Here is a 26946-nt window from a genome sequence, read left to right as displayed (position 1 = left end):
CGGCACGCATAAGCCCGCAGCATGAGTATCACATACGTCCGGAAAACAGGGAACCTTCTGTCAAAAACACCTGGGGCGCCGATAAATGGCGCCCCATGTGCTTCACGGCCTGTATGGACTACTTGGCCAGGCGCTGCCAGGTGTCCACGACCGTGTCCGGGTTGAGCGACATGGACAGGATGCCCTCGTCGCGCAGCCAGTTGGCCAGGTCGGGGTGGTCGCTGGGGCCCTGGCCGCAGATGCCCACATACTTTCCGGCCTTCAGGCATGCCTGTATGGCGCGGCGGAGCATGAATTGCACGGCTTCGTCGCGCTCATCGAAATCGGCGGCCAGCAGCTCCATGCCCGAATCGCGGTCCAGGCCCAGCGTCAGCTGGGTCATATCATTCGAGCCGATGGAGAAGCCGTCGAAATACTCCAGGAACTCATCGGCCAGGATGGCGTTGGAAGGCACTTCGCACATCATGATCAGGCGCAGGCCGTTCTCGCCGCGAGCCAGGCCATGCCGGGCGAGCAGGTCGACCACCTTCTTGGCCTGCGTCGTGGTGCGCACGAAGGGCACCATGATCTCGACGTTGGTCAGCCCCATTTCATCGCGGACTTTCTTCAGCGCCTCGCATTCCATGCGGAAGCACTCCTCGAATTCGTCGGAGATGTAGCGCGACGCGCCGCGGAAGCCCAGCATGGGGTTTTCCTCTTCGGGCTCGTAGCGCGAACCGCCCACCAGCTTGCGGTACTCGTTGGACTTGAAGTCCGACAGGCGCACGATGACGGGCTTGGGGTAGAAGGCCGCCGCCAGCGTGCCCACGCCTTCGGCCAGCTTCTCGACGAAGAACGCACGCGGGCTGGCATAGCCGCGGGCGGCGGATTCGACGGCCTGCTTCAGCTCGCTGTCGACGTTGGGATAGTCGAGCACGGCTTTGGGATGCACGTTGATGTTGTTGTTGATGATGAACTCGAGGCGTGCGAGGCCGACGCCATGATTGGGAATCTGCGAAAAGTCGAAGGCCAGTTGAGGATTGCCCACGTTCATCATGACCTTCAGCCCGATCTCGGGCATTTCGCCCCAGCGGACTTCCTCGATCTCGGTTTCGATCAGGCCGTCGTAGATGCGCCCCTCGTCGCCTTCGGCGCAGGACACGGTGACCTCCCGGCCATTGCCCAGGATGTCGGTGGCGTTGGCGCAGCCGACGACGGCGGGTATGCCCAGCTCGCGCGCGATGATGGCGGCGTGGCAGGTGCGCCCGCCCCGGTTGGTGACGATGGCCGAAGCCAGCTTCATGACCGGCTCCCAGTTGGGATCGGTCATGTCGGTGACCAGGATGTCGCCCGCCTTGACCTGATCCATTTCAGAGATGTCGGCCACCACGCGAACCTTGCCCGAACCGATCTTCTGGCCGATGGCGCGGCCGGTGATCAGGACCTCGCCCGTCGCCTTCAGGCGATAGCGTTCCTGCACGTCGTTGTGCTCGTGCTGGGACTTGACCGTTTCAGGGCGGGCCTGAAGGATGTAGATCTTGCCGTCCAGGCCGTCGCGGCCCCATTCGATGTCCATCGGGCGCTGATAATGCTTCTCGATGATGACGGCGTAGCGGGCCAGCTCGATGACCTCTTCGTCGGTCAACGAGTAGCGGTTGCGCTCGGACACCGGAACATCCACGGTGCGCACGGCATGGCCCGAGACGCGCTCGGGATCGAATTCCATCTTGATGAGCTTGGAGCCGATGCGGCGGCTGATGATGGGATAGTGGCCCGAGGCCAGCGTGGGCTTGAATACGTAGAACTCATCGGGATTGACCGCGCCCTGCACCACGGTTTCGCCCAGGCCGTAAGACGAGGTGATGAACACGACGTCGTTGAAGCCGGATTCGGTGTCCAGCGTGAACATGACGCCGGCGCTGCCGCGGTCGGAGCGCACCATGCGCTGAATGCCGGCGGACAAGGCGACATCAGCATGTGCATAGCCTTTATGGACGCGATAGGAAATGGCGCGGTCGTTGTACAGCGAGGCGAACACATGGCGGATCTTTTCCAGGACGTCATCGATGCCGACCACGTTCAGGAAGGTTTCCTGCTGGCCGGCAAAGGAAGCGTCGGGGAGGTCTTCCGCGGTGGCCGACGAGCGCACGGCAAAAGAGCCCTTACCGTCGGCGTCGAGCTGGGCAAAGGCGTCGCGTATGGCTTGCTCGAATTCAGCCGGGAACGGCGTGTCGATGATCCATTGACGGATTTCGGCGCCGGCGTTGGCCAGTTCGCGCACGTCTTCCGAGTCCAGGGTCTCCAGGCGGTCGGCAATGCGCTTGTCGAGCTGCGTGGATTTCAGGAAATCGCGAAATGCGTCGGCCGTGGTCGCGAAACCGCCCGGAACCCGGACCCCGGCTTCCGCCAACTGACTGATCATTTCACCTAAAGATGCGTTCTTACCCCCTACCGAGTCGACGTCCGTCATGCGGAGCTGCTCGAAAGACACTACATAAGACATAAAGTCACCTATAACGATATAAAAGAAAGCGTGTTTGCTTAATGCGCCTGGTCCGCGGGCGTGGCGGACGGGGAAAGCTGCGGTGTACTAAGCAAACCAGCCTTGCCTGCTGGTACGGTGACTGTTAACCTTTGCGATTGTACCGTTTCTGCCGCCTTCTGCACTGACTTTATTCCATGCCTTCCGACCTCATCGAACGCACCGTTTTCGTCGTCTCCGACAGCACCGGCATCACCGCCGAAACCTTCAGCAATTCAGTCCTGTCCCAGTTCGAGCAGGTTAAGTTCCAGGCCATACGGATTCCGTTTCTGGACAGCCTGGAGAAGGCCAAGGCGGCCGCGCTGCGCATCAATCAATGCGCGCAGGAACAGAACGAGCCGCCGCTGGTGTTCAGCACGCTGGTCAATCCGGATATCGCGCAAAAGATACGGGATGCGAATTGCACCTTCCTGGACCTGTTCGGCACCTTCGTGCAGCATATCGAGACGGCGCTGGGCCTGAAGTCCAGCCATTCGGTGGGCCGCTCGCACATGGGCGGTCTGTCCAAGCAATACAACAATCGAATCGAAGCCATCAACTTCAGCCTGGCCCACGATGACGGGCAGTTCGTGCACGGGCTGGAGCAGGCGGACGTGATCCTGGTGGGCGTATCCCGCTGCGGGAAGACGCCGACCAGCCTGTACCTGGCGATGCAATATGCGGTGAAGGCGGCGAATTTCCCCTTGATTCCGGAAGACTTCGATCGCGGTTCGCTGCCGGCGACGCTGGCGCCGTACCGGAAGAAGCTGTTCGGGCTGTCGATACAGCCGGGGCGCCTGGCGGAGGTGCGCAACGAGCGCCGGCCGAATAGCCAGTATGCGTCGATCAAGCAGTGCCGGCACGAGGTGGCCGAGGCGGAGCGCCTGATGCGGATGGAGAATATTCCGTGGCTGTCGACCACGACCAGGTCGATCGAGGAGATTTCGACGAAGGTGCTGGATGCGGTGGGGTTGGATCGGCGGACGTATTGAGGGGCGATAAGCTGGGCTCTTGGCTGTTTTTGGGCGCTGCCGTTGAGCGTAGGTTATTCCTTCCTTCTAGTTCTTAGCTGTAGGGATAGGTTCAATTAGAGCTTGATTTATGAGTGATCAGGCCTTGATCCTTAGCCTCTGAAATAACCGCCGGAGTATAGCCACTGCTTACGATACTGAGCGATTCAGCAGCTCGGCTGCACGAAAGATAAACTGATATAAGCTCTCTGAGCTTTCCAAACTGGGATTGTGGGGGAGTTATTGCTGCCGCCACCACAATTACATGGCTAAATTGGGTGCCGCCGATGAACTGCCACGGAGCAATAATTATGGATCGCTTGCTATAGGAAAGTTGCTCGACGTCATCAAAACTCGTGAGACGAGTAACCATCAGTCTTTGTGTGGTCAAAACCTTGCATAGTTCAGCATCGACATCGCCCAACGTCGCAATACAAATACGGTCAGATGGCGTTGTGGAATTATTTATTGTTTCCGCGAGTTGTGCAACCAGCGAAACGGCCGCGCTATCATTCTCTGTCGTATATAAGCAGGGGGATTCTCTCTGTGTATCCTTTGATGAATCAATTTTAAGAGGGAGTGTGTTAAGCGGGAATTTTTGATATATATAGCTGATTAGATCAAAGATTTCCTTGTTAAAGCGATGAACGGTATCTAGATAGACAAGTTCGTTTTGATACATCCCTGGACGGGCGTTCAGAGCAGCAAAAACGCCTTGGGACGGATCTTCGGCAGTTATAAAAGGAACTCCCTTCTTAGATCTCCCTAACAATTCTAAAGCTGAACGCTCTTGAGGGTCGAATAGTTGCAACTCATCAACCATGATGTAGTCGTAACCTTCAGTTTCCTTTCTCATTCGCCACGTAAAAGTCTCCAGTACCCGAATTGAATCTAAAACAAATTGATCGGTCGTAATTGACGAGCGATCAATAAGATTCTGAATAAATTCACGATAAACCGCAACAACAAATCCCCTATCCACCACCGTGGAAAACGGAGGCATCCAGTCTTCCCGTTCGCTGTTTATATATTGCCTGATTGAATCTGGATCATCGGGAGAGACACCCGAGGCGGTTAAGACACCAGCTATTTCGTCATATAAATTTATAACCAATTCCAAGCGAAGGCGGCTTTCGCTCACCGCTTGCAATCCACTTGAAATCCAATCTGAAGTTCCATCCCTGTTTTTCTTATCAAAAGATTCGAGAATGTGTTTTATGATGTCAAGTGATTTTGATCTTCCATCGCTCGAGTCATCACCAATGACATCTGTGCGTTGTTGGCCGATATGTCCTGCGTGCAATTCCAGCAGAGATAAAAGCGGAAATGCAGTAATTCCGCTTGCGGGATATCCTCCATTCAGCATGCTTAGCACACCATCAATCCTCTCTGCCATTGCCCAACTATGAGTAGCAATGAGTATTCTTTTCCCTTTTGCACGGACATCAGGGCTTCTAGATATTTGGATGGCCCTCATGCATAGGGCAAGAGTCTTTCCTGATCCTGCTGGACCGACTATGCGAACAGATGAGTCAATTGGGTGTTTCAAGACATTTTTCTGAGATGCCGTTAGATGTGCTTCCCATTCCTCATACGTCCGATTGCTCGCAACTGAAGCGCTCCCAATTGCCTTTAGATCGACTTCCGGAGCGAGCGCTGATGCTACAAGAGCACGGTTAGGCTCGAACTTATGAGACGCAAGAGACGTGATGGCAACATGAATGGAGTCTGGCCATGGTTCCGGACCATGCTTGATTAGGTCAACTTCGGCATTTGTTGCCGCTAAGACATCAAAGCGCACCCCTTTCAAGGCGCCATTCAAGTCAGCGACCCATCGTCTAGTTGACGCTCCCTTAGGTAAAGCAAAGAATGCCAGAAGGTTTCGATGATGATACTCAGACCATTGCCGAGGCAAATGAATTGGGGGCGATTTTAGACCTATGACAACTCGAACAATTCTTCTGTAAACATCATCCGCTAGGTCGGTCACCTTTTTGAGTTCATCAAGGCATTCTCTTTTAATGAGTGCAAAATAAGGATTGTCGGGCTCGTTGGCTGCAAAATATCCAACTATGTCCTGGGAAAGGACCTCGGAGCGAATTTCCTCTCCTATTTTTGGGAGAAAATCTTGATTGAATGCGCTGTTTGTCAGACAGGCATCAAGGGCTGCCTCGGTGATGAATATATATTTAGACATGGTCGTAGGCTGCTTGAATGTTTTGTTCGATTGAATGCTGGATATTGGGAACTCCAATATCAGAAAAGACTTGTGCCATAAGCTGAGTTAACCGATACCTATAAGGTGAGTCTAATCGGGCTATTCTCTCACCTGATTTAAAACCAACTTCGGAGGTGCGCAAGGCAATTGTCGCAAGCGGTACTTGCCAAATGTGCCGCACCCACGCAATATTGCCTATTACTCCAAGCTTAGAAGGATCTGGTAGTGGCAAAAGATCTCCTCTGCTCGTTACTTGTTTCTCCAAGTCCTTCGCTTTCTTTATGCTGGCTCCACTCTTAATCATCAGCGCTTTGTATTCTTCAATTTTAATTGAGTCGAGCTGATCGGCGGCTATTTGCGCTGCAATAATAGATAATTTCTCGCAATTAGCAGGAGGAGAGTCTATTAGTCTTATAAGAATTGTGTTTTTTAATTCCAATTCCTGGTTTCGGTCAATGTCAAATGCCCTAAATGCATAATCTGCGATTTGCTCTTTCTTTTTCTCGCAATCTTCTGGCAGAAGGTAATGCTCCATAAGGGTTTGAATTGGAACCACGGGAACCAGCGTTACGAGCTTCGCATGTTTCTTATTTTCCAAGTCGCAATCTGCGGTAACAACGATTCCAACCTTTTTAAGAAGGCTTTCTTCGTTTTCAAATTTAATTAAATCCCCTTGCTTCAAACTTGCGCCGGGGGCGATAAACTCATCAAGAATCCAGCCTTTAATATCAGTGTCCATTTCTCTGAGTTACTTTTTTTTTCTAAAATAACAATCAGTATAGAACATTTGTGATGTTTTATGAGCAGTTGTCCAGACAGGGTGCGGACGAGCCAGACGATGCGATGTTCGGCACGCAGGCGCCGAATCAGCACCAGAAGCAAAGCCTGCACCCTACCAGCCCACCGGCGTAATAGGATCAATACCCCAGGATAATTTTATGTTAGCCATGGACCACTAAGGACGAGTACGTCAGCGATACATGCCATGCTCATAGCATAAAAAGAAATAGGCGATGCCGGCGAGCAATCTCAACAAGAAACGCTGAACCCGCTTAGGAACCCAGCGCCGCATGCTGCCGCCGCTGCTCAAACAGGCAAACTCCCGCCGCCACCGCCACGTTCAGCGACTCCACATTCTCCGCCTGGGGAATGAATACTCGCCTGTCCGCGGCCAGCAGCAAATCGGCAGCCACGCCCTGCCCTTCATTCCCCAGCACCCAGGCGCAATCCCGTGGCAGCGGAGCCTCGTACAAAGACCGGGCATCCTCCAGAGCCGTCGCCACCAACGGCACTGCCAGCCTATCCCGCAAAGCCATCAAATCCACATGCTCATAAATCGTCATCACGAAATGAGCCCCCTGCGCGCTGCGCAATACCTTGGGCGACCAGGCCGCCGCGCAGCCCGGCGACAAATACGCCTGGTCCATGCCGGCCGCCGCCGCCGTGCGCAGCAAGGTGCCCACGTTCCCCGGATCCTGGATGCGGTCCAGCCACAGGCAATTGCGATCGATCCGCGTCGGCAACTGCGGCGTCGGCACCGCTACGACAAAATAAACGCCCTGCCCGTGCTCAACCTGCGACAAACCCTTGGCTAATCGCGAATCGCAACTCAGACATATCGAAGAATCCAGCGCATGCGCCAGACTCTTCAATTCCGACTGCGCCTCCAGTTTCTCCGCATCGAACAAGGCCAGCTCCGGCGGCCCCGCATAGTCCAACCAAGCCTGGCAAAGATGCGTCCCTTCAAGCAAGACGCGCGGCGCGCCAGCGTCGGCGCCTGCATCCCGCTTGCCGCCGGCCAGCCGCAGCAGCCGCTTGTACAAGGGGTTGTCCCGCGAGGAAATATGCTTCATTTGAAACGTCCGGTTCAATGGGCTGCCCCATGAAAAAAGCGTTGGGGTCTTGTTTGATGGAGGGAGATCGGCGTAGCTCTCAGCCCAGGCTCGGCACCATCAGGCGGCCGCGTCCAGCAGCCGCCTGACCGGCGCGAAGCTGCGCCGGTGCGCCGGGCATGGCCCGTGTGACTCCAGGCGCTGCAAATGCAGGGCCGTGCCATATCCCTTGTGCTGGTCAAAGGCGTAATCGGGATAGACCTCGTGCAAAAGCCGGCAATCGGCGTCCCGCGAGGTCTTCGCCAGTATCGACGCCGCTGAAATCGATGCCACCAGCGCATCGCCGCCGACCACGGCTTCGGTCAGGCAGGCCAGCCCCTTGGGCAGGCAGTTGCCGTCGATCAGCGCCTTGCCCGGAGCCACGGACAAGCCTTCGCAGGCCCGCCGCATGGCCAGCATGGTGGCCTGCAGGATGTTCAGGGTGTCGATCTCCTGCACGCTGGCGCTGGCCACGCACCATGCCACCGCGCGCTCGCGTATGACCAGGCTGAGCTCTTCGCGGCGGGCGGCCGTCAACTTCTTGGAGTCGTCCAGCCCTTCGATGGCGCATCCCGGATCCAGGATGACCGCGGCGGCGAACACCGGTCCGGCCAGGGGGCCGCGCCCGGCTTCGTCGATGCCTGCAACGTGGACGCCCGGCACGTCGATGCCCGCGAACAAATCAGGCTGACGCATGGCCGGCCTGCTCGATGATGGCGCGCGCGGCCAAGGCCGGCGTATCGCGCCACAAGGATTGATGGATGGCGGTGAAACGGCCGGCCACCTGCCTTGCATAAGGCGCGTCGGTCAGCGCCTTCCAGGTGGCTTCGGCCAGAGCCTGCGGCGTGGCATCGTCCTGCAACAGCTCGGGCACGACGAAGTCGCGCGCCAGCACATTGGGCAGACCCACCCAAGGGACGTAGGGCCGTGCCTGGCCGGATTTCCATTCCATCATGCGTTTCATCATGGGCGACAGTACATAAGAGATCACCATCGGACGCTTGAACAAGGCGGCCTCCAGCGTTGCGGTGCCGCTGGCGACCAGGACCGCATCGGCCGCCTCCATGACGTTCCAGGCCGCCGGCCGGGAATCGAATACATCGTCTTGCCCCGGCTGGGACATGGACGCCTCGACCGCGCCGCCGCTGTCGCGCCCTGCCGCGCCGACAGAGCGCGAGGCGGATGCGGCGACGCTAGGCCGCGCCTGATCGATGATACGGCAATTGGCGACCGGATGCTGATCGAGCAAAGCCTGGAATTCGCGTCGGCGTTCCGCATTGACCATGGGGACCAGTATCTGAAGATCGGAATCCTGTTTCAGCAGGATCTGCGCGGCTTGCAGGAAGCGCGGCGCCAGCAGCTTGATCTCCGACGCGCGGCTGCCCGGCATCAGGGCCAGCACGCGCGCGCCCGGGTCTACGCCCAAGTGGCGGCGGGCGGCGGCCTTGTCGGGCTCCATGGGAATGACCTCGGCCAGGGGATGGCCCACATAGGTCACCGGCACGCCTTCCTTCTGGTAGATTTCCTCCTCGAAAGGAAACAGCACCAGCATGTGCGAGACGGCCTCGCGTATCTTGTGTATGCGCTCGTAGCGCCAGGCCCAGATGGATGGCCCCACGAAATGCACGGTGGGAACGCCGGCCTGCTTCAGCTGATGTTCCAGGCGCAGGTTGAAATCGGGCGCGTCGATGCCGACGAAGACATCCGGCTTGTCGGCCAGCCAGCGCTTCTTGACGTCGAAGTAAGTGGCCAGCAGGCTGGGCAGGCGCTTGAAGGCGTCCACATAGCCGAACACGGTCAGGGCATTCATGGAATGCCAGGCATCGAAACCCTGGCCCTCCATGGCCGGCCCGCCTATGCCCTGGCACAGGCTTTGGGGCCGGTCGCCGTGTATGCCCCGCATCACCCTGGCGGCCAGCAGGTCGCCCGAGGGCTCGCCCGCCACCATGCCGACGCGCAGGCTCATGAGCGCGCGATGCCCCGTGTCGAGGCGGCCAGGAAGTCGATCATCACCTGCAATGCGTCATGCTCCGCGGGCCGCTCGCCTTGCAGGGCTCGCATCTGCTCGCAGGCTTCCTCGACTTTCAGGTTGCGGCGATAAAGCAGCTTGTAGGCTTCCTTCAGGGCGGCGACGGCCTCGGGGCTGTAGCCGCGCCGGCTCAGGCCTTCCGAATTGATGCCCACCGGGCGGAAAGGGTCACCCGCGCCGATGAGGTAGGGAGGAATGTCCTGGCGGACCGCGCTGGTGCCGCCTATCATGGTGTGCGCGCCGATGCGCACGAACTGATGGACGGCGGTCAGGCCGCCCAATATGGCCCAGTCGCCGATATGGATGTGGCCCGCCAGTTGCACGCTGTTGGCGATGACGGTATGGCTGCCTATCTGGCAGTCGTGCGCAATATGCACGTAGGCCATGATCCAGTTGTCGTCGCCCAGGCGCGTCACGCCCACGTCCTGCGCGGTGCCGGTGTTGATCGTGACGTATTCGCGCACGGTGTTGCCGTCGCCGATCTCGAGCCGCGTGGGCTCGCCGTCGTACTTCTTGTCTTGCGGGATGCCGCCAATGGAGCAGAAGCGGTAGAAGGTGTTGTTGGCACCGATGTTCGTGTGGCCGTCGATGACGCAATGCGGGCCCACCACCGAACCCGCGCCTATGGTGACGTGCTCGCCGATGATGCTGTAGGGTCCTATGCTGACGTCGTCCGCTATCGAGGCGCCGGCGGCAACCAATGCGGTGGGGTGAATCAAACTGGCCATTGCTACTCTTCCAGCACGCGTATCGCACACATGATTTTTGCCTCGGCCGCCACCTGTCCGTCGACGGTGGCCTGCGCCGTATATTTGCAGATCGAACGGCTGATGCGGTCGGCCGTGACTTCCAGGCGAAGCTGGTCGCCCGGCACGACCGGACGCCGGAAGCGCGCGCCGTCGACGCCGACCAGGTAATAGGCGATCTTTTTGTCGGCCGGGTTCACCCCGCTGTCGTCCTCGAAGGAAAACAAGGCGGCCGCCTGGGCCAGCGCCTCGATGATGAGCACGCCCGGCATGACCGGATGATGCGGAAAATGGCCTGTGAAAAAGGGCTCGTTCATCGACACATTCTTGATGGCCACGATGCTTTTGCCCGGAACCATTTCAAGCACACGATCGACCAGTAGCATCGGGTAGCGATGCGGCAAGCGATCCATGATTTGTCTAATGTCGAGTTCCATCTTGTCTATATCCTGCGTGCAATGACCGGCAATGCGGTTATTTGGGTTGCTGTTCGTTTCTTTCGATTGATTTGAGCCGGCGCCGCAACTGGGCCAGTTGCGACAGGACGGCGGCGTTTCGCTGCCATGCGACGTGTTCCGCAAAAGGATACACGCCGGTGTAGCGGCCCGGCTTGGCGATGCTGGACGTGACCGCCGTGCCGCCGGACACATGGACGTCGTCGCCCAGCACCAGATGGCCCGACAGCATGGCGGCGCCGCCTATGGTGCACCGCTGCCCGATGATCGTGGAGCCAGCGATGCCCACGCAGGCCGCCATGGCGGTGTGGTCGCCGATCTGGACGTTGTGCCCGATCATGATCTGGTTGTCCAGCTTCACCCCGTTGCCGACCACGGTGTTTTCCAGCGCGCCGCGGTCGACGGTGGTGTTGGCGCCGATCTCGACGTCGTTGCCCACGGACACCCCGCCGATCTGGGCGATCTTGGCCCAGGCGCCGGGCGCCTGCCTGGGGTCGGGCGCGAATCCGAAGCCATCGGCCCCCAGAACGCAGCCCGAATGCAGGATGGCGCGATCGCCCACGATTACATTGTGATAAAGGGTGACGCGGGCATGCAGCAGGCCGTCGCGGCCGATCACGGAGTGCGCGCCCACGACGCAGCCCGGCCCCAGGCGCGTGCCCGCCCCGATGCGCACGCCCTCTTCGACGACGCAGTGCGGCCCTATACTGGCCCCGGCCTCGATCTGCGCCGACGGCGCAATGATGGCGCTGGGATGGATGCCGGTTTCCAGGCGAGCCAGCCTGTGCCGGTCGAACCACTGGGCCAGCAAGGCATACATCAGGTAGGGCTGGCTGCAAAGCACCGGCAGGAAGGCGTAGCTGCCCTCTTCGAGCTCCTTGTAGGCCGATTCCGTCATGATGACGGCGGCGGCCCGTGACTGGGGCAACTGAGCCTGCAGCTTGGGATTGGATAGAAAGCTGATTTCGTCCGGGCCCGCGCAAAGCAAAGAGCCCAAGCCCCGTATGCGGGGCGTAGGCTCGTGTTCTGCATTGACCGGTTTGCAATCCAGCTGGACGGTGTTGGCCTGGGCCAGCAGTTCCTGCAGTGTAGGCGCCTGACCGGGCGCTAGCAATACCGGCATTTTCCTTTAGCCGCCAAGCGCTTTCATGACCTGGTCGGTGATATCGACTTTAGGACTGACGGTGACGGCATCCTGGATGATCAGGTCGTAGCCTTGCTGCTCGGCGATTTTCTTGATGGCCGCATCCGCCTTCTCGACGATGCCCGAGAATTCCTCGTTGCGGCGGCGATTGAAGTCTTCCTGGAATTCGCGGCGCTTGCGCTGCAGGTCGGAATCCAGGTCGGCCAATTGCCGCTGGCGCTTGATGCGCTCGGATTCGGACAGCACCGGCGCGTCCTTGTCGAATTTCTGGGCTTCGCTGCGCAGCCTGTTGGCCAGGTTCTGCAGTTCGTCGTCGCGCTTCTTGAATTCGGATTCGATCTTGGTCTGGGCTGCCTTGGCGGGTTTGGAATCGCGCAAGATGCGCTCTGTGCTCACGAAGCCTATCTTGGTTGCCTGCGCATACACCGGAGCGGCCACCATGGCACCGACCCCCAGCGCTGCCGCCAGCACCAGGCTGCGGTTGCCGCGGCCGATACTACGGGTTAATGCAGAAAGTTTTAAAGCGAATTGAGACTTCATGGAAAAATCTACCTTGCGATAATTGCAGAGATAAAACAGTTATTGTGCCATTAAACGGCGCACATCAAAAACCGGTTCCGATTTGGAACTGGAATGCCTGCTTGTCGTCGCCTTCCTTGGCGTTGAGCGCCCGGCCGTAGGACAGCTGCAGCGGTCCCAGCGGCGATTGCCACGACAGGCCGATACCGGCCGAATACTTCCAGCCGCAAGGATCTTCCGAGCGATTGTTTATGCCGCGCGAGCAGCTGCCGCCGCTGGTGTTGGCCACCTGGCCCGCATCGGTGAACAGGAACCAGCGCAGGGTCCGGTCGCGCGAGGCCCCGGGGAAAGGCAGGTACAGCTGCACGTTGCCCACGATGCGGCGCGAGCCGCCCAGGTAATCGTTGGTCAGCGTGTCGCGCGGGCCGAGGGATGCGCCCTCGTAGCCGCGCACCGAGCCTATGCCGCCGCCGTAGATGTTCTTGATGACCGGGAAGGTCTTGCCGCCATAGGTCTTGCCCCAGTCGGCCAGGCCGTTGAAGGCCAGCGTGTAGGCGCGGCCCAGCGGCAGGTAGTACTGCTGCTGCGCGCTGAACATGTAGTAGCGCAGGTCCATGGTGGACAGGTCGGCCGACAGGCGGGTGTAGCTGCCCTTGGTCGGGGCGATGGCGCTATCGCGCGTGTCCTTGGACCAGCCCACATTGAAGATGACCGAGTTGGTGGCTTCGCCGTATTCCTTGACGAAATCCTGGTAGGCCTGCGGCGTGTATAGCGTGCTCAGCTGGCTGAGCTTGTTGTGCTCGAAGCTGACGCCTGTGAATATACGGTCGAACTCGGAAATGGGCACGCCGAAATTCAGGCCGCCGCCAAAGGCCGTGACGCGGTAGTTGCCGAAGGAGTCGCGGCTGTCGTACGGCGTGGTGCGGCGATAGTAGATGGACGTGGTCTTGCTGATGCCGTCGCGGGTCCAGTACGGATTGGTGTGCGAAATGATCGCGGCGCGGTTCGTCTTGCTGGTGTTGACCTGCAGGGACAGGGTGTTGCCGCTGCCGAAGATGTTGTCCTGGCTGATGCCGGCCGACAGGATGAGCTTGTCGGTGGAGCCATAGCCCACGCCCAGGTTGATCAGGCCGGTGGGTTTTTCCTTGACGTCGACGTTGACGTCGACCTGGTCGGGCGAGCCGGCCACCGGCGTGGTGTGCACGTTGACGTCGTTGAAGTAGCCCAGGCGGTCGACGCGGTCGCGCGAGGACTTGATGCTGGCCGAATCGTACCAGGCCGCTTCCTGCTGGCGCATTTCACGGCGTATGACCTCGTCGCGGGTGCGCGTATTGCCGCCGATCTGTATACGGCGCACGTACACGCGGCGGCCCGGATCGACGTAGAAGGTCAGGTCTGTTTCGTGATTGTCGCGGTCAAGGACCGGATTGGGATTGACGTTGGCAAATGCATAGCCCAGCGTGCCCAGGTATTCGGTAATGGCCTTGACCGTGGCATTGGTCTTGGCGGCCGAGAATTTCTCGCCTTCCTTTATTTCGACCAGGGGCTGGATCTTGTCGTCCAGGCCGAGCAGGTCGCCCGCCAGCTTGACGCTGCGCACGGTGTAGGGCTCGCCCTCGTGCAGGGTCAGGGTAATGAAGATATCGTGGCGGTCGGGCGAAATCGTGACCTGGGGAGGTTCGGCGGAGTATTCCAGGTAGCCGCGATCCAGGTAGTAGGAGCGGATGCGCTCGACATCGCCTTCCAGCTTTTCGCGGGAGTATTTGTCGGTGCCGGTGTACCAGGTCATCATGCCGGAGGTGGTCAGCTCCATTTCATCCAGCAAGGTGCCTTGGGAAACGGCCTTGTTGCCCACGATGTGGATTTCGCTGATCTTGGCCAGGTCGCCCTCGAAGATATCGAAGCTGACGCCAACCCGATTGCGCGGCAGGGGCGTGATGATGGGGTTGACTTCGACGCCGTACTTGCCCTTGGACAGGTACTGCTGCTTGAGTTCGAATTCGGCCCGTTCGAGCATGGAGCGGTCGAACACCCTGCCCTGGCCGAAACCGACCTGCGCCAGCGATTTGGTGATCGCCTTGGCGTCGAACTCGCGCATGCCGTTGAAGCTGACCGAGGCGATGGTGGGCCGCTCTTGCACGGTGACCACCAGCACGTCGTTGCTGGTGTCGATCTTCACGTCGCTGAAGAAGCCGGTTGCATACAGGCGCTGGATGGCCTCGGCGGCCTGGGCGTCGGTGAACTGCTCGCCCACCTTGACCGGCAGATAGCTGAAGATCGTGCCGGCGTCGACCCGCTGGATGCCATTGACCTGGATATCGCGCACCACAAAAGGCGTAAACGCGCTTGCAATACTGGGAGCAAGCAAGGCCGCCAACAAAACAGGCATGGCGCGCTTGGCAAAATGGAATTTCCGGCTAAACGACATCCTGGAGGATCCTTGGGCGATTAAATGGTGGAAGATTGTAAGGCACAAAAGCGCTAACTGAAAAGACGTGTGAAATCATTGAAAAACGCCAGGCTCATGAGGGCCGCCAGCAGGCCCAGCCCGATGCGCTGGCCGTTTTCCAGCCATGTGTCGGGTATGGGCTTGCCCCGGATTGCTTCAAGGGCGTAGTACAGAAGATGTCCGCCATCCAGCATGGGTATGGGTAGCAAATTTAACACGCCGATACTAACACTGATCAGTGCCAGAAACCCTATGTAGGCGGCCAGGCCGATGCGGGCGGTCTGGCCGGCGTAGTCGGCGATGGTGACGGGCCCGCTTATGTTGCGCAGCGACACGTCGCCGACCACCATGCGGCCCATCATTTTCAGGGAGAACCATACGGTATCCGCCGTGCGGGACAGGCCCCGCCCTATGCTGTCCAGCAAGCCGTAGCGCACCTGCACCATGGGGAAGTCCGCGCCCAGCATGACGCCGATGCGGCCGATGACGCTGCCGTCGTCCTGCGTATGAGCGGCCGGCGTGACCGTCAGGGTGAGCGGCGCGCCGTCCCGCAGGACGGTGATGGCCAGGGACTGGCCGGCATGCTTCTGGATTTCGGACACCATGGCGCCGGCCGACGGCTTGTCAAGGCCGCCCACGGCGATCACGGTGTCGCCGGCCCGCAAGCCGGCCCGCTCGCCGGGCTCGCCCGCGTTGACCCCATTTACGATGGGCGTGGGCGTTGCCAGGCGAAGGCCGGCATCGGCCATCGGATCGGCGGCGTCGGATTCGATGGCGCCGGCTTCGGCCTGCAGGATTCGCTCGCGCGGCATGCCCGTGGCGGCGTCGACGCCCACCTGCGCCTTGCCACCGCTGGTCAGGACATCCAGCAACTGCCACCGCGCCTCGCCCCAGGATTGCACGGCCTGCCCATTGACGGAGGTAATGCGGTCGCCGGCCTGGAAGCCGGCCTGGGCGGCCGCCGTGCCGGCCGGCGGCGGCGCCAGGATGGCCGCGGGCTCCTGCGTGCCGGCCAGATTCAGCGCGGTATACAGCACGGCGGCCAGCAGCAGGTTGGCCAGGGGGCCGGCCAGGACGATGGCGCTGCGCTGGGCCAGGCTCTTGCGGTTGAAGGATTCCGCGGCTTGCTCGGCCGAGGCGCCCGGCTGGGGATCGTCCTGCATTTTCACATAGCCGCCCAGAGGGATGGCGGACAGCGCCCATTGCGTGCCGTGGCGGTCGACCCGCTGGGCGAGCACCTTGCCGAAACCGACGGAAAACTTCAGCACCCGCACGCCGCAGCGTCGGGCTACCCAATAATGCCCAAGCTCATGAAACGTGACCAGGACGCCGAGGGCGACGGCAAAGGCAAGCAAGGTAAAAAACATGGAGTTCCAGGAAAACGGCGGCTCAGGCCCTAAGCAGGCAAAGCTCCGAGGCGATGCGGCGGCTGCGGGCATCGAGCGCCAGCACGTCATCGAGCGAATCGAGCGCGGTGGCGGGCATGCCTGCAATCCGGTCCAGACAGGCTTCGATGACCCGGGCGATTTCAGTATAGCGAATTTGCTGTTTCAAGAAACAGTCGACGGCAATCTCGTTGGCGGCATTCAGGGCCACGCAGGCCGCCTGCCCGGTTTCAAGCGCATCGAAGGACAGCCGCAGGCAGGGAAAGCGGGCGAAATCGGGTTCTTCGAAATCGAGGCGGCCCAGGGCCGTCAAGGCAAGCAGCCCCACCCCGCTGGCGATGCGCTCGGGAAAGCCCAGCCCGTACGCGATGGGCGTGCGCATGTCGGGCTGCCCCAGCTGCGCAAGAATGGAGCCGTCTTCGTACTCGACCATGGAGTGGACCATGCTCTGCGGATGGACCACGACCTGGATCCGATCGACAGGCATGGCGAACAGCCAGTGCGCTTCGATGACTTCCAGGCCCTTGTTCAGCATGGTGGCCGAATCGACGGAAATCTTGCGGCCCATGCTCCAGTTGGGATGGGCGCAGGCCTGATCCGGGGTCACGTCGGACAGCTGGTCAAGCGCCGTGCTGCGGAAAGGCCCTCCGGATGCGGTCAGCAGCAGGCGCCTTACCCCCCTGGCGGGGGTGGTCGACGCCTGGGCGCGGCCCGATTGCGGCATGCACTGGAAAATGGCGTTGTGTTCGCTGTCTATGGGCAGGAGTTCTGCGCCGCATTCGCGCACGGTGCGCATGAACAGCCCTCCCGCCGCGACCAGCGCCTCTTTGTTGGCCAGCAGCACGCGCTTGCCGGCGCGCGCGGCCGCCAGGGCCGAAGGCAGGCCCGCGGCGCCCACGATGGCCGCCATGACGGTGGTCACCTGGGGATCGGCCGCCGTGTCGGCCAGGGCCTGGGCGCCGACCCGGATCTCGGGCATGGGCCGCGTGCCCGTCCATGCCTGCCTGAACCGGTCGCGGGCCTGGCCATCGGGCACGATGACAACCTTGGCGCCCGTACTGGCGGCCTGTTCGGCCAATTGCTCGATGCGGCTGTGCGCGCTGAGCGCATGGACCGAAAGCGTGTCGGGATGGCGGGCGATGACGTCCAGCGTATTGACGCCGATCGAGCCGGTGGAACCCAGCACGCATACGCGCTGCTCTTTCATTGGCCCGGGACTCCTGTCAGCAGCAAAGCCAGGGGCGCGACCGGCAGCAAGGCATCGATGCGGTCGTACACGCCTCCGTGGCCGGGCAGGAGCCCGCTGGAATCCTTGACGCCGGCGCGCCGCTTGAGCAGGGATTCGAACAGGTCGCCGACGATGGACAGCGCCGCAAGAAAGACCGCGATGATCAGCATCAGCCACCATGGCCAGCGCTGGGCCAGTGCATTGCCGAAGCTGCCCGGCCAGTAGGCGCTGGCCATGACCCAGACGGCCGCCGCCAGCACGCCACCCGCCGCGCCCTCCCAGGTCTTGCCCGGGCTGACTTTGGGTGCAAGCTTGCGCCGCCCCAGCGCCTTGCCGGTAAAGTAGGCCGCGATGTCGGCAAACCAGATCAGCGCCAGCAGGGACACCAGGAACCAGGCTCCATGGCCCAGGAACAACTGGACCAGGGCCGCCCACACGCCCGCCACGGCCAGGATGCCGAACAGGCTCAGGCATGCGCCGCCCTGGCGGACCTGGGCCTGGCCGCGATAGACCATGGCGCTGGCCCCCGCCACCCAGATGATGGCGATGATGGGCAGCAGCCATTGATTCACGATGGCCCGCAGGCCAACGGCCCAGGACGCCGGCGGGGCCGACAGCCACTGATGCGCGACCAGCAGCATTCCCAGCGCGGACAGCACGGCGACGATGAGCGGAAACGGGGTGCCCTCGCGGGGCCAGGTCAGGCGCAGCCATTCCCAAAGGGCGCAGCCGGCCGTCAGCGTGAACAGCAGGACCAGAGGCCACGGACTGGGCGCCAGCAGCGTCCCGAGCAATACGGCGAGCAGGACTATCGCCGTCACGACGCGCTGCTTTAACATGGCTGCTCCCTTTTTAGACAGGCCCTAGACCACGCCGGAAACCTGGGCACTGGTGCGCCCGAATCGACGTTCGCGGGTCTTGTACCACTCGAAGGCGGCGTCGATTTCCTTGGCGCCGAAGTCCGGCCAATAGTCTTGCGAAAAATACAGTTCAGTATAGGCCAGTTGCCATACGAGAAAATTCGAGATGCGCTGCTCGCCGCCGGTGCGGATGAAAAGGTCGGGCTCGGGCGCATAGGCCATGGAAAGGTGATCGGCCAGCATGGCTTCGTCGATGGCCTGCGGAGTGCCGGCCAGATCGGGGCGGCTTTCGAGCAGGCGGCGCATGGCTTGCAGGATGTCCCAGCGGCCGCCGTAGTTGGCGGCGATGGTCAGGTTCAGCGCGCTGTTGTGCTCGGTGCGCTGCTCCGCCAGGCGGATCAGGTCGCGCAGCTTGGGCTCGAACGGCTCGAGGTCGCCGACGACCCGCAGGCGCACACCCTGCTGTTCGAGCTTGCCGACTTCTTTTTCCAGCGTCTGGATGAACAGGCGCATCAGCAGCGATACTTCTTCCTTGGGCCGGCGCCAGTTCTCGGAACTGAAGGCGAACAGCGTGAGGTATTCGACGCCGCGCTTGCCGCAGGCTTCGACCACGCGCCGCACCGCCTGGACCCCGCGCACGTGGCCCGCCGTCCTTGGAAGAAAACGCTTGGTGGCCCAACGGCCATTGCCGTCCATGATGACGGCCAGATGGCGCGGAACGTCGGTGCAGGCAGGTATGGACAGTGTGGAGCTGCTGAGCATGAGAGGTGTAATCCGTAGCGCCGGGCCGGCGGCTAGACCGTCATGATCTCGGCTTCTTTCTGCGCAACCAGCTTGTCGATCTCGGCCACATGCTTGTCGGTCAGTTTCTGGATGTCGTCCTGCATGCGGCGTTCGTCGTCTTCGGAGATTTCCTTGTCCTTGACCAGCTTCTTGAGCGTGTCGTTGGCGTCGCGGCGCAGATTGCGAACGGCGATCTTGGCGTCCTCGCCTTCGGTGCGCACCACCTTGGTGAGGTCGCGCCGGCGCTCTTCGGTCAGGGCCGGCATGGGAACGCGGATGTTGTCGCCCATGGAGATCGGGTTCAGGCCCAGGTCGGATTCGCGTATGGCTTTTTCGACGGGACCGGCCATGTTCTTTTCCCAGACCTGCACGCTGATGTTGCGGGCGTCGACCAGGTTCACGTTGGCGACCTGGCTGACGGGAACCGGCGAGCCGTAGTATTCCACCATGACGTGATCGAGTATGCCGGCGTGGGCGCGGCCGGTGCGAATCTTGGACAAGCCGGTCTTGAGCGTTTCAATCGACTTGCCCATGCGTGATTCGGCCGATTTCTTGACTTCTGAAAGACTCATTACTATTCCTTTAATCAAACGTGTACCAGTGTACCTTCGTCTTGGCCCGAGACGGCGCGCTTCAGGGCGCCCGGCTTGTTGATGGAGAACACCTTGATGGGCAGCTTCTGGTCGCGGCACAGGGCGAACGCGGTGGCATCCATGACCTCCAGGCGGCGCACGATGGCTTCATCGAAGCTGATGCGCGCATAGCGCGTGGCGCTGGGATCCTTGTTGGGATCGGCGCTGTAGATGCCGTCCACCTTGGTCGCCTTCAGGACGATTTCAGCGCCGATCTCGGCCCCGCGCAGCGCGGCGGCGGTATCGGTGGTGAAAAAAGGATTGCCCGTTCCGGCCGCGAACACCACGACCTTGCCTTCTTCGAGGTAGCGCAAGGCCTTGGGGCGGATATAGGGTTCGACGACCTGGTCGATGTTCAGGGCGGACTGGACCCGGGTGTCGACGCCGCGGTGCTTCAGCGCGTCTTGCAGCGCCAGGGCATTCATGACGGTTGCCATCATGCCCATGTAGTCGGCCGTGGCGCGGTCCATGCCCTGGGCGCCGGGAGCGACGCCCCGGAAAATATTCCCGCCACCAATGACGATCGCCAGTTCCACGCCCAGCGTGGCGACTTCGGCGATTTCTTCCGTCATGCGCAATATGGTAGAGCGATTGATCCCAAAGGCGTCTTCTCCCATCAGCGCTTCGCCGGAAAGTTTGAGAAGAACACGCTTGTACGATCTGGTGGTCATAGGTAGTATCCCAGGTAAACGATCCAACGAAAGTGTAAGCCAGAGTCGGACCTGCGTGGCAACGCAGGCCCGACTTTTTTGCTTAAAGCGATATTAAGCGTTGCCGGCTGCCGCAGCGGCGACTTCCGCTGCGAAATCTTCCGATTTCTTCTCGATGCCTTCACCAACGACGTACAGTGCAAAGCGCGCGACGGATGCGCCCTTTTCCTTGAGCATCTGCTCGACGGATTGCTTGTCGTTCTTGACGAAGGGCTGGGACAGCAAGGTGACTTCCTTCAGGAACTTCTGTACCGAACCTTCGACCATCTTGGCGACGATTTCGGCGGGCTTGCCGGACTCGGCGGCCTTCTGCTCGGCGACCGAACGCTCGGTGGCGATATCGGCGGCGGGCACGCCGTTGGCGTCGAGCGCCTTGGGCTTGGTGGCGGCGATGTGCATGGCCACGTCCTTGCCGGTTTCTTCCGGGCCGGAGTATTCAACCAGAACGCCGATCTTGCCGCCATGCACATAGCTGGCCAGCTGATTGGCGGTCTCGAAGCGCTCGAAGCGGCGGACCGAGACGTTCTCGCCGATTTTGCCGACCAGGGCGGCGCGGGTGCTTTCGACCGTGCCCTCGCCCATGGGCAATTCGTTCAGCGCGGCAATGTCGGCCGGATTCTTTTCGGTAACCAGTTCGACCAGTTGATTGATGAAGCCGATGAAATCGTCGTTCTTGGCAACGAAGTCGGTTTCGCAGTTGACTTCGATGACCGTGCCGCGCTTGCCGTCGGCCGCCACGTGCAGGCCGATCAGGCCTTCGGCCGTGACGCGGGCAGCGGCCTTGCTGGCCTTGTTGCCCAGTTTTACGCGGAGAATCTCTTCGGCACGTGCCAGGTCGCCTTCGGCCTCGGTCAATGCCTTCTTGCACTCCATCATGGGCGCGTCGGTCTTCTCGCGCAGTTCTTTGACCATGGATGCGGTAATTTGAGCCATTCTTTTCTCCAGTTCTTTAAAACACGCCCCGGCGGGCCGGGGCAGGTGCGAAACGACATGAGCGGCCGTCGCCGGCGGGCGGCGGCCCCTGCCCCGGACCGGCCGGGGCACACGTTTTATTCGCGGTCTTCTTCTTCGACCTCGACGAACTCTTCGTCGCCTTCGGTGATTTCCTCGACCAGGCCGTTCAGGTTCTGTTCGCGGCCTTCCAGCACGGCGTCGGCCATGCCCTTGGCATACAGCGCGATCGCCTTGGCGGAGTCGTCGTTACCCGGAATGATGTAATCGACGCCGTCGGGCGAGTGATTGGTATCGACCACGGCGACCACGGGGATGCCCAGGGTGCGCGCTTCGGCGACGGCAATCTTGTGGTAGCCCACGTCGATGACGAACAGCGCGTCGGGCAGGGTGTTCATGTCCTTGATGCCGCCGATGGCCTTGTTGAGCTTTTCCAGCTCGCGATCGAACATCAGGGCTTCTTTCTTGCTCATGCGCTCAGTGGCGCCGTCGGCCAGTTGCGCTTCCATTTCCTTCAGGCGCTTGACCGAGGTCTTGACCGTCTTGAAGTTGGTCATCATGCCGCCCAGCCAGCGGCTGTCGACGTAGGGCATGCCGCAACGGGCGGCTTCAGCGGCGACGAGCTCGCGCGCGGCGCGCTTGGTGCCGACGAACAGGACGTTGCCGCCGCGTGCGGCAACCTGGCGAACGAACTTGGCCGCTTCCTGGTACTTGACGACGGTTTGCTCAAGGTTGACGATATGGATCTTGTTACGCTGACCGAAGATGAACTGAGCCATCTTGGGGTTCCAGTAACGGGTCTGGTGGCCAAAATGGACACCGGCTTCCAGCATTTCACGCATCAAAGACATAATATTCTCCAAGGGTTCAGTCTTGTACCCCGCTTGTATCGGCCGTTCATGCCTGCCGGCCTTGCGGCCAAGCCTTGCAGTCAGCGCTGCAGTTACACTATGAACGTCGACACCCTCAAATTGCGGGGCACGCGATTTTTAAAACCAGATTGATTAAAACCAAAAACTTCTAAAACTACTTTTCTAAAACTACTTTCTTGCTGCTTCGCCTCAAGCCTTAAACAGTTAGTCAATGCTTAAACAGTTAGTCAATGCTTAAACAGTTAGTCAATGCTTAAACAGTTAGTCAACGCAGTTAGTTAGCGTCAACTAACATAACTGCCAAAGCAAAACAGCTTTTCCCCAAGGCTTCCCATAAATGGGAAATTCCAAGAAAGCCTATAATTCTACTATTTTTAGCCTACATTATTCAAGTTGCCATGAGTACCCTAGTCACCGACCCCTCCGATCTGAACAAAATGCGCGCGGCCTGCCAGGCGGCGGCGGCCACCCTGGACTACCTGGAGCCCCACGTGCGCGCCGGAGTCAGCACGGGCGAGCTCGACAGGTTGTGCATGGACTTCATCACCCATGAGCTCAAGGTGGAGTCGGCCACCGTGGGCTATGCGCCGCCGGGCTACACCCCATTTCCAGCCTCGATCTGCACTTCGGTCAACCATGTCATCTGCCATGGCATACCGGGCGACAAGGTGCTCAAGAACGGCGACATCATGAACATCGACGTCACCGTCATCAAGGATGGCTGGTTCGGCGACACCAGCCGCATGTATTACGTGGGCGAGCCGTCCATCCTGGCCAGGCGCCTGACCGAAACAACCTACGAGTGCATGTGGCTGGGCATCGAGCAGGTCAGGCCGGGGGCCACCCTGGGCGATATCGGCAGCGCCATCCAGAAGCATGCCGAAAAGCAGGGCTTTTCGGTGGTGCGTGAATATTGCGGTCACGGGGTGGGGCGAAAATTCCATCAGGATCCCCAGGTGCTGCACTACGGCAAGCCCGGCACGGGCGTCAAGCTCGAGCCCGGGATGATCTTCACCATCGAACCCATGATCAATGCCGGCCGCAAGGAAATCCGCACCCTGGCGGACGGCTGGACGGTGGTCACCCGCGATCACAGCCTGTCGGCCCAATGGGAGCACAGCATCCTGGTTACCGACAATGGCTACGAAGTCCTGACGGTGTCCGACGGCATGCCCAAGCCGCCCGCAATCATCGGGGCGGCTTGATCCCGCGCGCAGGCGCCGCCATGCATGCGCAGGCCTTCACCACCTTGCGCGACCAGCTGGCCGCGAAGCGGGCCGATGCCATCGCCGCCTTTCGCGGCCACCTCCGTCCCGACACCCTGCTGACCACCCTGCGCCGCATCATGGACCAGGCCTTGCGCGAACTGGTCCGGCTGCACCCCTTGCCGTCCGGCTCCGCCCTGGTCGCGGTGGGCGGCTACGGACGCGGCGAACTCTATCCTTATTCCGACGTCGATATTCTGGTATTGCTGCGCAATCCGCCCAGCCGGGACGAAACGGCCATGATCGAGGCCCTGGTCGCCTCCATGTGGGACTTGGGCATCGAGCCTGGCCACAGCGTGCGCACTTTGCAGGATTGCCGGCGCGAGGCCGCCAACGACATCACCGTCGAGACGGCCCTTATGGAGGCCCGGTGGCTGGTGGGCAGCAAGAATCTGCTGCAGGAATTGCGCGACCTGATGCGCGAACAGCTGGACGCCCAGACCTTCTTTCAGGCCAAGCGCTCGGAAATGCAGCAGCGCCACGCCCGCTACCAGGACACGCCCTACGCGCTGGAGCCGAACTGCAAGGAATCGCCCGGCGGCCTGCGCGATCTGCAGGTCATTCTGTGGCTGACCCAGGCGGCGGGCCTGGGCGGCACCTGGCGCGAGGTCGTCAAGACCGACTTGTTGACGGCGGCGGAATTCCGCGCCTTGCGCCGCGCCGACCAGGCGTTCAAGCGCCTGCGCATCGAGCTGCACCTGATGACCGGCAGGCGCGAGGACCGCGTGCTGTTCGACCTGCAGCCCGGCCTGGCGGCGACCTACGGCTTCGAAGCCACCCGGACCCGGCGGCCCAGCGAAATCCTGATGCAGCGGTATTACTGGGCGGCGCGCGTGGTCAGCCAGCTCAATGCCATCCTGATGCAGAGCATGGAGGAACTGCTGTTTCCCCTGCCCGGCGAGCAGGCGCATCCCATCGATGACGATTTCTGCGTGATACGGAGCCGGCTGGGCCTGTGCCGCGACGACGGCTTCGAGCGCAACCCCGCCCTGCTCTTCCGGGCCTTCCTGGTCATGCAGGAAAGGCCCGAGATCGTCGGCATATCGGCGCAGGCGCTGCGCGCCATGTGGCACGCCCGCCGCCGCATCGATGCGCAGTTCCGGCGCAATCCGGTCAATCGCCGCCAGTTCATACAGATACTGCAGCAGCCGCGCGGCATCGTCCATTCGCTGCGGCGCATGACCATGCTGAACCTGCTGCCCCGCTACCTGCCCGTGTTCCGGCGCATCGTCGGCCAGATGCAGCACGACCTGTTCCACGCCTACACCGTGGACCAGCATATCCTGATGGTGGTGCGCAACCTGCGCCGCTTCACCATGCCCGAGCATGCCCAGGAATACCCCCTGGCCAGCCAACTGATCGCCGATTTCGACCGCCACTGGCTGCTGTATGTGGCGGCCCTTTTCCACGACATCGCCAAGGGACGCGGCGGAGACCACTCCGAACTGGGGGCCGTTGAAGCGCGGCGCTTCTGCATCGATCACGGCATCGAAGGCGCCGACAGGGATCTGGTCGAATTCCTGGTGCGCCAGCACCTGACCATGTCCACGGTGGCCCAGAAACGCGATCTGAGCGATCCCGGCGTCGTGCACCAGTTTGCGCAATGCGTGCAGGACGAACGCCGCCTGACGGCCCTTTATCTGCTGACGGTGGCCGACATACGCGGCACCAGCCCCAAGGTGTGGAACTCCTGGAAAGGCAAGCTGCTGGAAGACCTGTACCGGCAGACGATATCGGCGCTGGGCGGCGCCCAGCCCGATGCCGGCACGGTGCTCGCGCAGCGCAAAGAGGCCGCGGCCAACGAAATCCGGCTCATGGGCCTGCGCGACGAAAGCCGCGACGAGTTCTGGAGCCAGCTGGACGTGGCCTACTTCCTGCGCCACGAGGCCTCGGAAATCGCCTGGCACACGCGGCACCTGTATCACCGCATGAACTCGGCCGAGCCGGTGGTCAAGGCGCGCATCGTGGGGCAGAACGAAGCCCTGCAGATCATGGTGTACACGAAAGACCGCAAAGACCTTTTCGTGGCCCTGTGCCGGTACTTCGACCGCCGCTCCCTGAGCGTGCAGGATGCGCGCATACACACCACCCATCATGGCTGGGCGCTGGACAGCTTCATCGTGCTCCTGCCGCCGCACGAAAAAGACTATCGTTCCAATGCCACGCTGGTCGAGCACGAGCTGGATGCCCAGCTGAGGATGGAGTCCGGCGCCGCGCTAGCCGAGCCGGCCGGCGCCCGGGCGTGGCAGCCCGGCTCGCGCCGCTCGCGCGTGTTCCCCATCATCCCCAACGTCGAACTGCAACCGGATGAGCGCAGCGCGTCGTGGCGCCTGACCATCCTTGCCGCCGACCGCCCCGGATTGCTGCATAGCCTGGCCCGCGTATTCGCGGCCAATTCGATCAGCCTGAAGATGGCCAAGATCATGACGCTGGGCGACCGGGTCGAAGATATCTTCATCATCGAAGGCGATGCGCTGGGGCATCCCCGCAGCCAATTGCAGTTCGAGCGCAAGGTGCTGGCCATGCTGGACAGCGCGAACCCATGAATCACCGAGCAGAGCCCAGCCCATGGCATTGAACGACTTCATCATCAACTTCGGACGCAGCTTCCTGTTCGCCCTGGCGACCTTGCTGCCCATTCTCAATCCGCCCGCCGTGGCCCCGATCTTCCTGACGCTGACGGAAGGTGCGGGCACCCAGGTCCGCACGCAGCTGGCCAAGCGGGTCGCCGTCAATATCCTCATCATGCTGGCCATCGCCATGTTCGCCGGCAATGTGGTGCTGGATTTCTTCGGCATATCGCTGCCCATCGTGCGGATAGGCGGCGGCCTGCTGGTGATCGCCACCGCATGGCGCCTGGTCAGCGCCTCGGACTACGATGCCGAACACGCCCAGAACATGGCCGAGGCCTATTCCCTGGAACAGGTGCGGTCCAAGGCCTTCTATCCGCTGACCTTCCCCATGATCTGCGGGCCGGGCGCCCTGTCGGCGGCCCTCACCGTGGGCGCCACGCTGCATGACGAGCGCGCCTGGGCCACCACCGTCAAGCTGGCCGGCTCCCTGCCGGCGATCGCCGTGGCGGCGCTGGTGGTCTACCTTTGCCTGCGTTTCGCCGCGCAGTTCATGCACAAGCTGGGGCCCAACGGCACCGCCGTGCTGATGCGCCTGTCGGCTTTCATCCTGCTGTGCCTGGGGGTGCAGATCGTGTGGGACGGCGTGCACGAATTACTGCTGGGCCTGATTCGCGAAGCGGCCATCTGACGGCGCCGGCACTTTTCCGGCGGGCGCCGGTCATACATCCTCATTTCCAATAAACTGC

23 protein-coding genes are annotated in these 26946 nt (G+C 61.2%); 4 read left to right on the top strand and 19 right to left on the bottom strand.

The window, feature by feature from the left end; all coding sequences use genetic code 11:
* Positions 1–118: 118 nt before the first annotated feature.
* Positions 119–2482, bottom strand: a complete 2364-nt coding sequence (gene ppsA / locus OEG81_RS08780; protein WP_264132358.1) for a phosphoenolpyruvate synthase — start codon at positions 2480–2482, stop codon at positions 119–121.
* A gap of 176 nt (positions 2483–2658) precedes the next feature.
* Between ppsA and OEG81_RS08775 the strand changes: the two genes are divergently transcribed.
* Positions 2659–3492: a pyruvate, water dikinase regulatory protein gene (locus tag OEG81_RS08775; RefSeq protein WP_264132357.1), complete on the top strand. Its 834-nt coding sequence runs from the start codon at positions 2659–2661 to the stop codon at positions 3490–3492.
* Between the two features lie 91 nt (positions 3493–3583).
* On the opposite strand, the gene OEG81_RS08770 is transcribed toward OEG81_RS08775, so the two are convergent.
* From OEG81_RS08770 to rpsB, 18 genes are all read right to left on the bottom strand, one after another.
* Positions 3584–5707, bottom strand: coding sequence for a UvrD-helicase domain-containing protein (locus tag OEG81_RS08770; protein ID WP_264132355.1), 2124 nt, complete (start codon positions 5705–5707; stop codon positions 3584–3586).
* Entirely contained in the window at positions 5700–6467 is a 768-nt protein-coding gene (locus tag OEG81_RS08765) for a hypothetical protein (RefSeq protein WP_264132354.1), read from the bottom strand. The genes OEG81_RS08770 and OEG81_RS08765 overlap by 8 nt, the downstream gene beginning before the upstream one ends.
* 313 nt (positions 6468–6780) lie before the next feature.
* Positions 6781–7581, bottom strand: coding sequence for a TrmH family RNA methyltransferase (locus OEG81_RS08760; protein WP_264132353.1), 801 nt, complete (start codon positions 7579–7581; stop codon positions 6781–6783).
* Positions 7582–7680: 99 nt separating this feature from the next.
* On the bottom strand, positions 7681–8295 hold the full coding sequence (gene rnhB / locus OEG81_RS08755; RefSeq protein WP_264132352.1) for a ribonuclease HII: 615 nt from the start codon (positions 8293–8295) through the stop codon (positions 7681–7683).
* Positions 8282–9565 carry a lipid-A-disaccharide synthase gene (gene lpxB / locus OEG81_RS08750; RefSeq protein WP_264132351.1) on the bottom strand — a complete coding sequence of 428 codons (1284 nt, stop codon included), beginning with the start codon at positions 9563–9565 and terminating at the stop codon, positions 8282–8284. Before lpxB ends, rnhB begins: the two co-directional genes overlap by 14 nt.
* Positions 9562–10356 carry an acyl-ACP--UDP-N-acetylglucosamine O-acyltransferase gene (lpxA, locus tag OEG81_RS08745; protein ID WP_264132350.1) on the bottom strand — a complete coding sequence of 265 codons (795 nt, stop codon included), beginning with the start codon at positions 10354–10356 and terminating at the stop codon, positions 9562–9564. The genes lpxB and lpxA overlap by 4 nt, the downstream gene beginning before the upstream one ends.
* A gap of 2 nt (positions 10357–10358) precedes the next feature.
* Entirely contained in the window at positions 10359–10811 is a 453-nt protein-coding gene (gene fabZ, locus OEG81_RS08740; RefSeq protein ID WP_264132349.1) for a 3-hydroxyacyl-ACP dehydratase FabZ, read from the bottom strand.
* Between the two features lie 37 nt (positions 10812–10848).
* Positions 10849–11952 carry a UDP-3-O-(3-hydroxymyristoyl)glucosamine N-acyltransferase gene (lpxD, locus tag OEG81_RS08735; protein WP_264132347.1) on the bottom strand — a complete coding sequence of 368 codons (1104 nt, stop codon included), beginning with the start codon at positions 11950–11952 and terminating at the stop codon, positions 10849–10851.
* A 6-nt stretch (positions 11953–11958) separates the two neighbouring features.
* Positions 11959–12513 (bottom strand): OmpH family outer membrane protein, encoded by a 555-nt coding sequence (locus OEG81_RS08730; RefSeq protein WP_264132346.1) that lies wholly within the window; start codon positions 12511–12513, stop codon positions 11959–11961.
* A gap of 64 nt (positions 12514–12577) precedes the next feature.
* Positions 12578–14920: an outer membrane protein assembly factor BamA gene (bamA, locus tag OEG81_RS08725; protein WP_264132345.1), complete on the bottom strand. Its 2343-nt coding sequence runs from the start codon at positions 14918–14920 to the stop codon at positions 12578–12580.
* Between the two features lie 53 nt (positions 14921–14973).
* A complete protein-coding gene (gene rseP, locus OEG81_RS08720) occupies positions 14974–16308 on the bottom strand; it encodes an RIP metalloprotease RseP (protein WP_264132344.1) in 1335 nt (444 codons plus the stop codon).
* A gap of 22 nt (positions 16309–16330) precedes the next feature.
* On the bottom strand, positions 16331–17533 hold the full coding sequence (gene ispC, locus OEG81_RS08715; protein WP_264132343.1) for a 1-deoxy-D-xylulose-5-phosphate reductoisomerase: 1203 nt from the start codon (positions 17531–17533) through the stop codon (positions 16331–16333).
* Entirely contained in the window at positions 17530–18393 is an 864-nt protein-coding gene (locus OEG81_RS08710) for a phosphatidate cytidylyltransferase (RefSeq protein ID WP_264132342.1), read from the bottom strand. The genes ispC and OEG81_RS08710 overlap by 4 nt, the downstream gene beginning before the upstream one ends.
* A gap of 24 nt (positions 18394–18417) precedes the next feature.
* Positions 18418–19176 (bottom strand): polyprenyl diphosphate synthase, encoded by a 759-nt coding sequence (gene uppS, locus OEG81_RS08705; RefSeq protein WP_264132341.1) that lies wholly within the window; start codon positions 19174–19176, stop codon positions 18418–18420.
* A gap of 32 nt (positions 19177–19208) precedes the next feature.
* Complete coding sequence (gene frr, locus OEG81_RS08700; protein ID WP_264132340.1) at positions 19209–19769, bottom strand: ribosome recycling factor; 561 nt, start codon at positions 19767–19769, stop codon at positions 19209–19211.
* Positions 19770–19783: 14 nt separating this feature from the next.
* Entirely contained in the window at positions 19784–20500 is a 717-nt protein-coding gene (gene pyrH / locus OEG81_RS08695) for a UMP kinase (RefSeq protein ID WP_264132338.1), read from the bottom strand.
* Positions 20501–20593: 93 nt separating this feature from the next.
* Complete coding sequence (gene tsf / locus OEG81_RS08690) at positions 20594–21472, bottom strand: translation elongation factor Ts (RefSeq protein WP_264132337.1); 879 nt, start codon at positions 21470–21472, stop codon at positions 20594–20596.
* Positions 21473–21588: 116 nt separating this feature from the next.
* The gene (gene rpsB, locus OEG81_RS08685) at positions 21589–22341 is read right to left on the bottom strand and encodes a 30S ribosomal protein S2 (protein ID WP_264132336.1); all 753 of its coding nucleotides are present in this window, start codon (positions 22339–22341) and stop codon (positions 21589–21591) included.
* Positions 22342–22760: 419 nt separating this feature from the next.
* Here rpsB and map point away from each other — a divergent pair, with 419 nt between their 5' ends.
* Genes map through OEG81_RS08670 form a run of 3 tightly spaced genes read left to right on the top strand, consistent with a single transcriptional unit; the run spans position 22761 to position 26888 of the window.
* Positions 22761–23567: a type I methionyl aminopeptidase gene (gene map, locus OEG81_RS08680; RefSeq protein WP_264132335.1), complete on the top strand. Its 807-nt coding sequence runs from the start codon at positions 22761–22763 to the stop codon at positions 23565–23567.
* Positions 23568–23587: 20 nt separating this feature from the next.
* Positions 23588–26173: a [protein-PII] uridylyltransferase gene (locus OEG81_RS08675; protein WP_264132544.1), complete on the top strand. Its 2586-nt coding sequence runs from the start codon at positions 23588–23590 to the stop codon at positions 26171–26173.
* A gap of 22 nt (positions 26174–26195) precedes the next feature.
* On the top strand, positions 26196–26888 hold the full coding sequence (locus OEG81_RS08670; RefSeq protein WP_264132334.1) for a MarC family protein: 693 nt from the start codon (positions 26196–26198) through the stop codon (positions 26886–26888).
* Positions 26889–26946 lie beyond the last annotated feature (58 nt).

Source organism: Pollutimonas sp. M17 (genome assembly GCF_025836975.1).
Lineage (GTDB): Bacteria > Pseudomonadota > Gammaproteobacteria > Burkholderiales > Burkholderiaceae_B.
Note: the sequence above shows the minus strand (reverse complement) of the source record. Positions and strands in the feature narration are given on the sequence as shown.

Bases quoted from the DNA above. Each gene is read 5' to 3' on its own strand.
- lpxA (WP_264132350.1), bottom strand. From the start codon at position 10,356: ATGGCCAGTTTGATTCACCCCACCGCATTGGTTGCCGCCGGCGCCTCG.
- ppsA (WP_264132358.1), bottom strand. From the start codon at position 2,482: ATGTCTTATGTAGTGTCTTTCGAGCAGCTCCGCATGACGGACGTCGAC.
- rseP (WP_264132344.1), bottom strand. From the start codon at position 16,308: ATGTTTTTTACCTTGCTTGCCTTTGCCGTCGCCCTCGGCGTCCTGGTC.
- rnhB (WP_264132352.1), bottom strand. From the start codon at position 8,295: ATGCGTCAGCCTGATTTGTTCGCGGGCATCGACGTGCCGGGCGTCCAC.
- ispC (WP_264132343.1), bottom strand. From the start codon at position 17,533: ATGAAAGAGCAGCGCGTATGCGTGCTGGGTTCCACCGGCTCGATCGGC.
- tsf (WP_264132337.1), bottom strand. From the start codon at position 21,472: ATGGCTCAAATTACCGCATCCATGGTCAAAGAACTGCGCGAGAAGACC.
- pyrH (WP_264132338.1), bottom strand. From the start codon at position 20,500: ATGACCACCAGATCGTACAAGCGTGTTCTTCTCAAACTTTCCGGCGAA.
- OEG81_RS08730 (WP_264132346.1), bottom strand. From the start codon at position 12,513: ATGAAGTCTCAATTCGCTTTAAAACTTTCTGCATTAACCCGTAGTATC.
- OEG81_RS08765 (WP_264132354.1), bottom strand. From the start codon at position 6,467: ATGGACACTGATATTAAAGGCTGGATTCTTGATGAGTTTATCGCCCCC.
- map (WP_264132335.1), top strand. From the start codon at position 22,761: ATGAGTACCCTAGTCACCGACCCCTCCGATCTGAACAAAATGCGCGCG.
- OEG81_RS08675 (WP_264132544.1), top strand. From the start codon at position 23,588: ATGCATGCGCAGGCCTTCACCACCTTGCGCGACCAGCTGGCCGCGAAG.
- fabZ (WP_264132349.1), bottom strand. From the start codon at position 10,811: ATGGAACTCGACATTAGACAAATCATGGATCGCTTGCCGCATCGCTAC.
- OEG81_RS08760 (WP_264132353.1), bottom strand. From the start codon at position 7,581: ATGAAGCATATTTCCTCGCGGGACAACCCCTTGTACAAGCGGCTGCTG.
- lpxD (WP_264132347.1), bottom strand. From the start codon at position 11,952: ATGCCGGTATTGCTAGCGCCCGGTCAGGCGCCTACACTGCAGGAACTG.
- bamA (WP_264132345.1), bottom strand. From the start codon at position 14,920: ATGTCGTTTAGCCGGAAATTCCATTTTGCCAAGCGCGCCATGCCTGTT.
- OEG81_RS08710 (WP_264132342.1), bottom strand. From the start codon at position 18,393: ATGTTAAAGCAGCGCGTCGTGACGGCGATAGTCCTGCTCGCCGTATTG.
- OEG81_RS08775 (WP_264132357.1), top strand. From the start codon at position 2,659: ATGCCTTCCGACCTCATCGAACGCACCGTTTTCGTCGTCTCCGACAGC.
- frr (WP_264132340.1), bottom strand. From the start codon at position 19,769: ATGAGTCTTTCAGAAGTCAAGAAATCGGCCGAATCACGCATGGGCAAG.
- OEG81_RS08670 (WP_264132334.1), top strand. From the start codon at position 26,196: ATGGCATTGAACGACTTCATCATCAACTTCGGACGCAGCTTCCTGTTC.
- OEG81_RS08770 (WP_264132355.1), bottom strand. From the start codon at position 5,707: ATGTCTAAATATATATTCATCACCGAGGCAGCCCTTGATGCCTGTCTG.
- rpsB (WP_264132336.1), bottom strand. From the start codon at position 22,341: ATGTCTTTGATGCGTGAAATGCTGGAAGCCGGTGTCCATTTTGGCCAC.
- lpxB (WP_264132351.1), bottom strand. From the start codon at position 9,565: ATGAGCCTGCGCGTCGGCATGGTGGCGGGCGAGCCCTCGGGCGACCTG.
- uppS (WP_264132341.1), bottom strand. From the start codon at position 19,176: ATGCTCAGCAGCTCCACACTGTCCATACCTGCCTGCACCGACGTTCCG.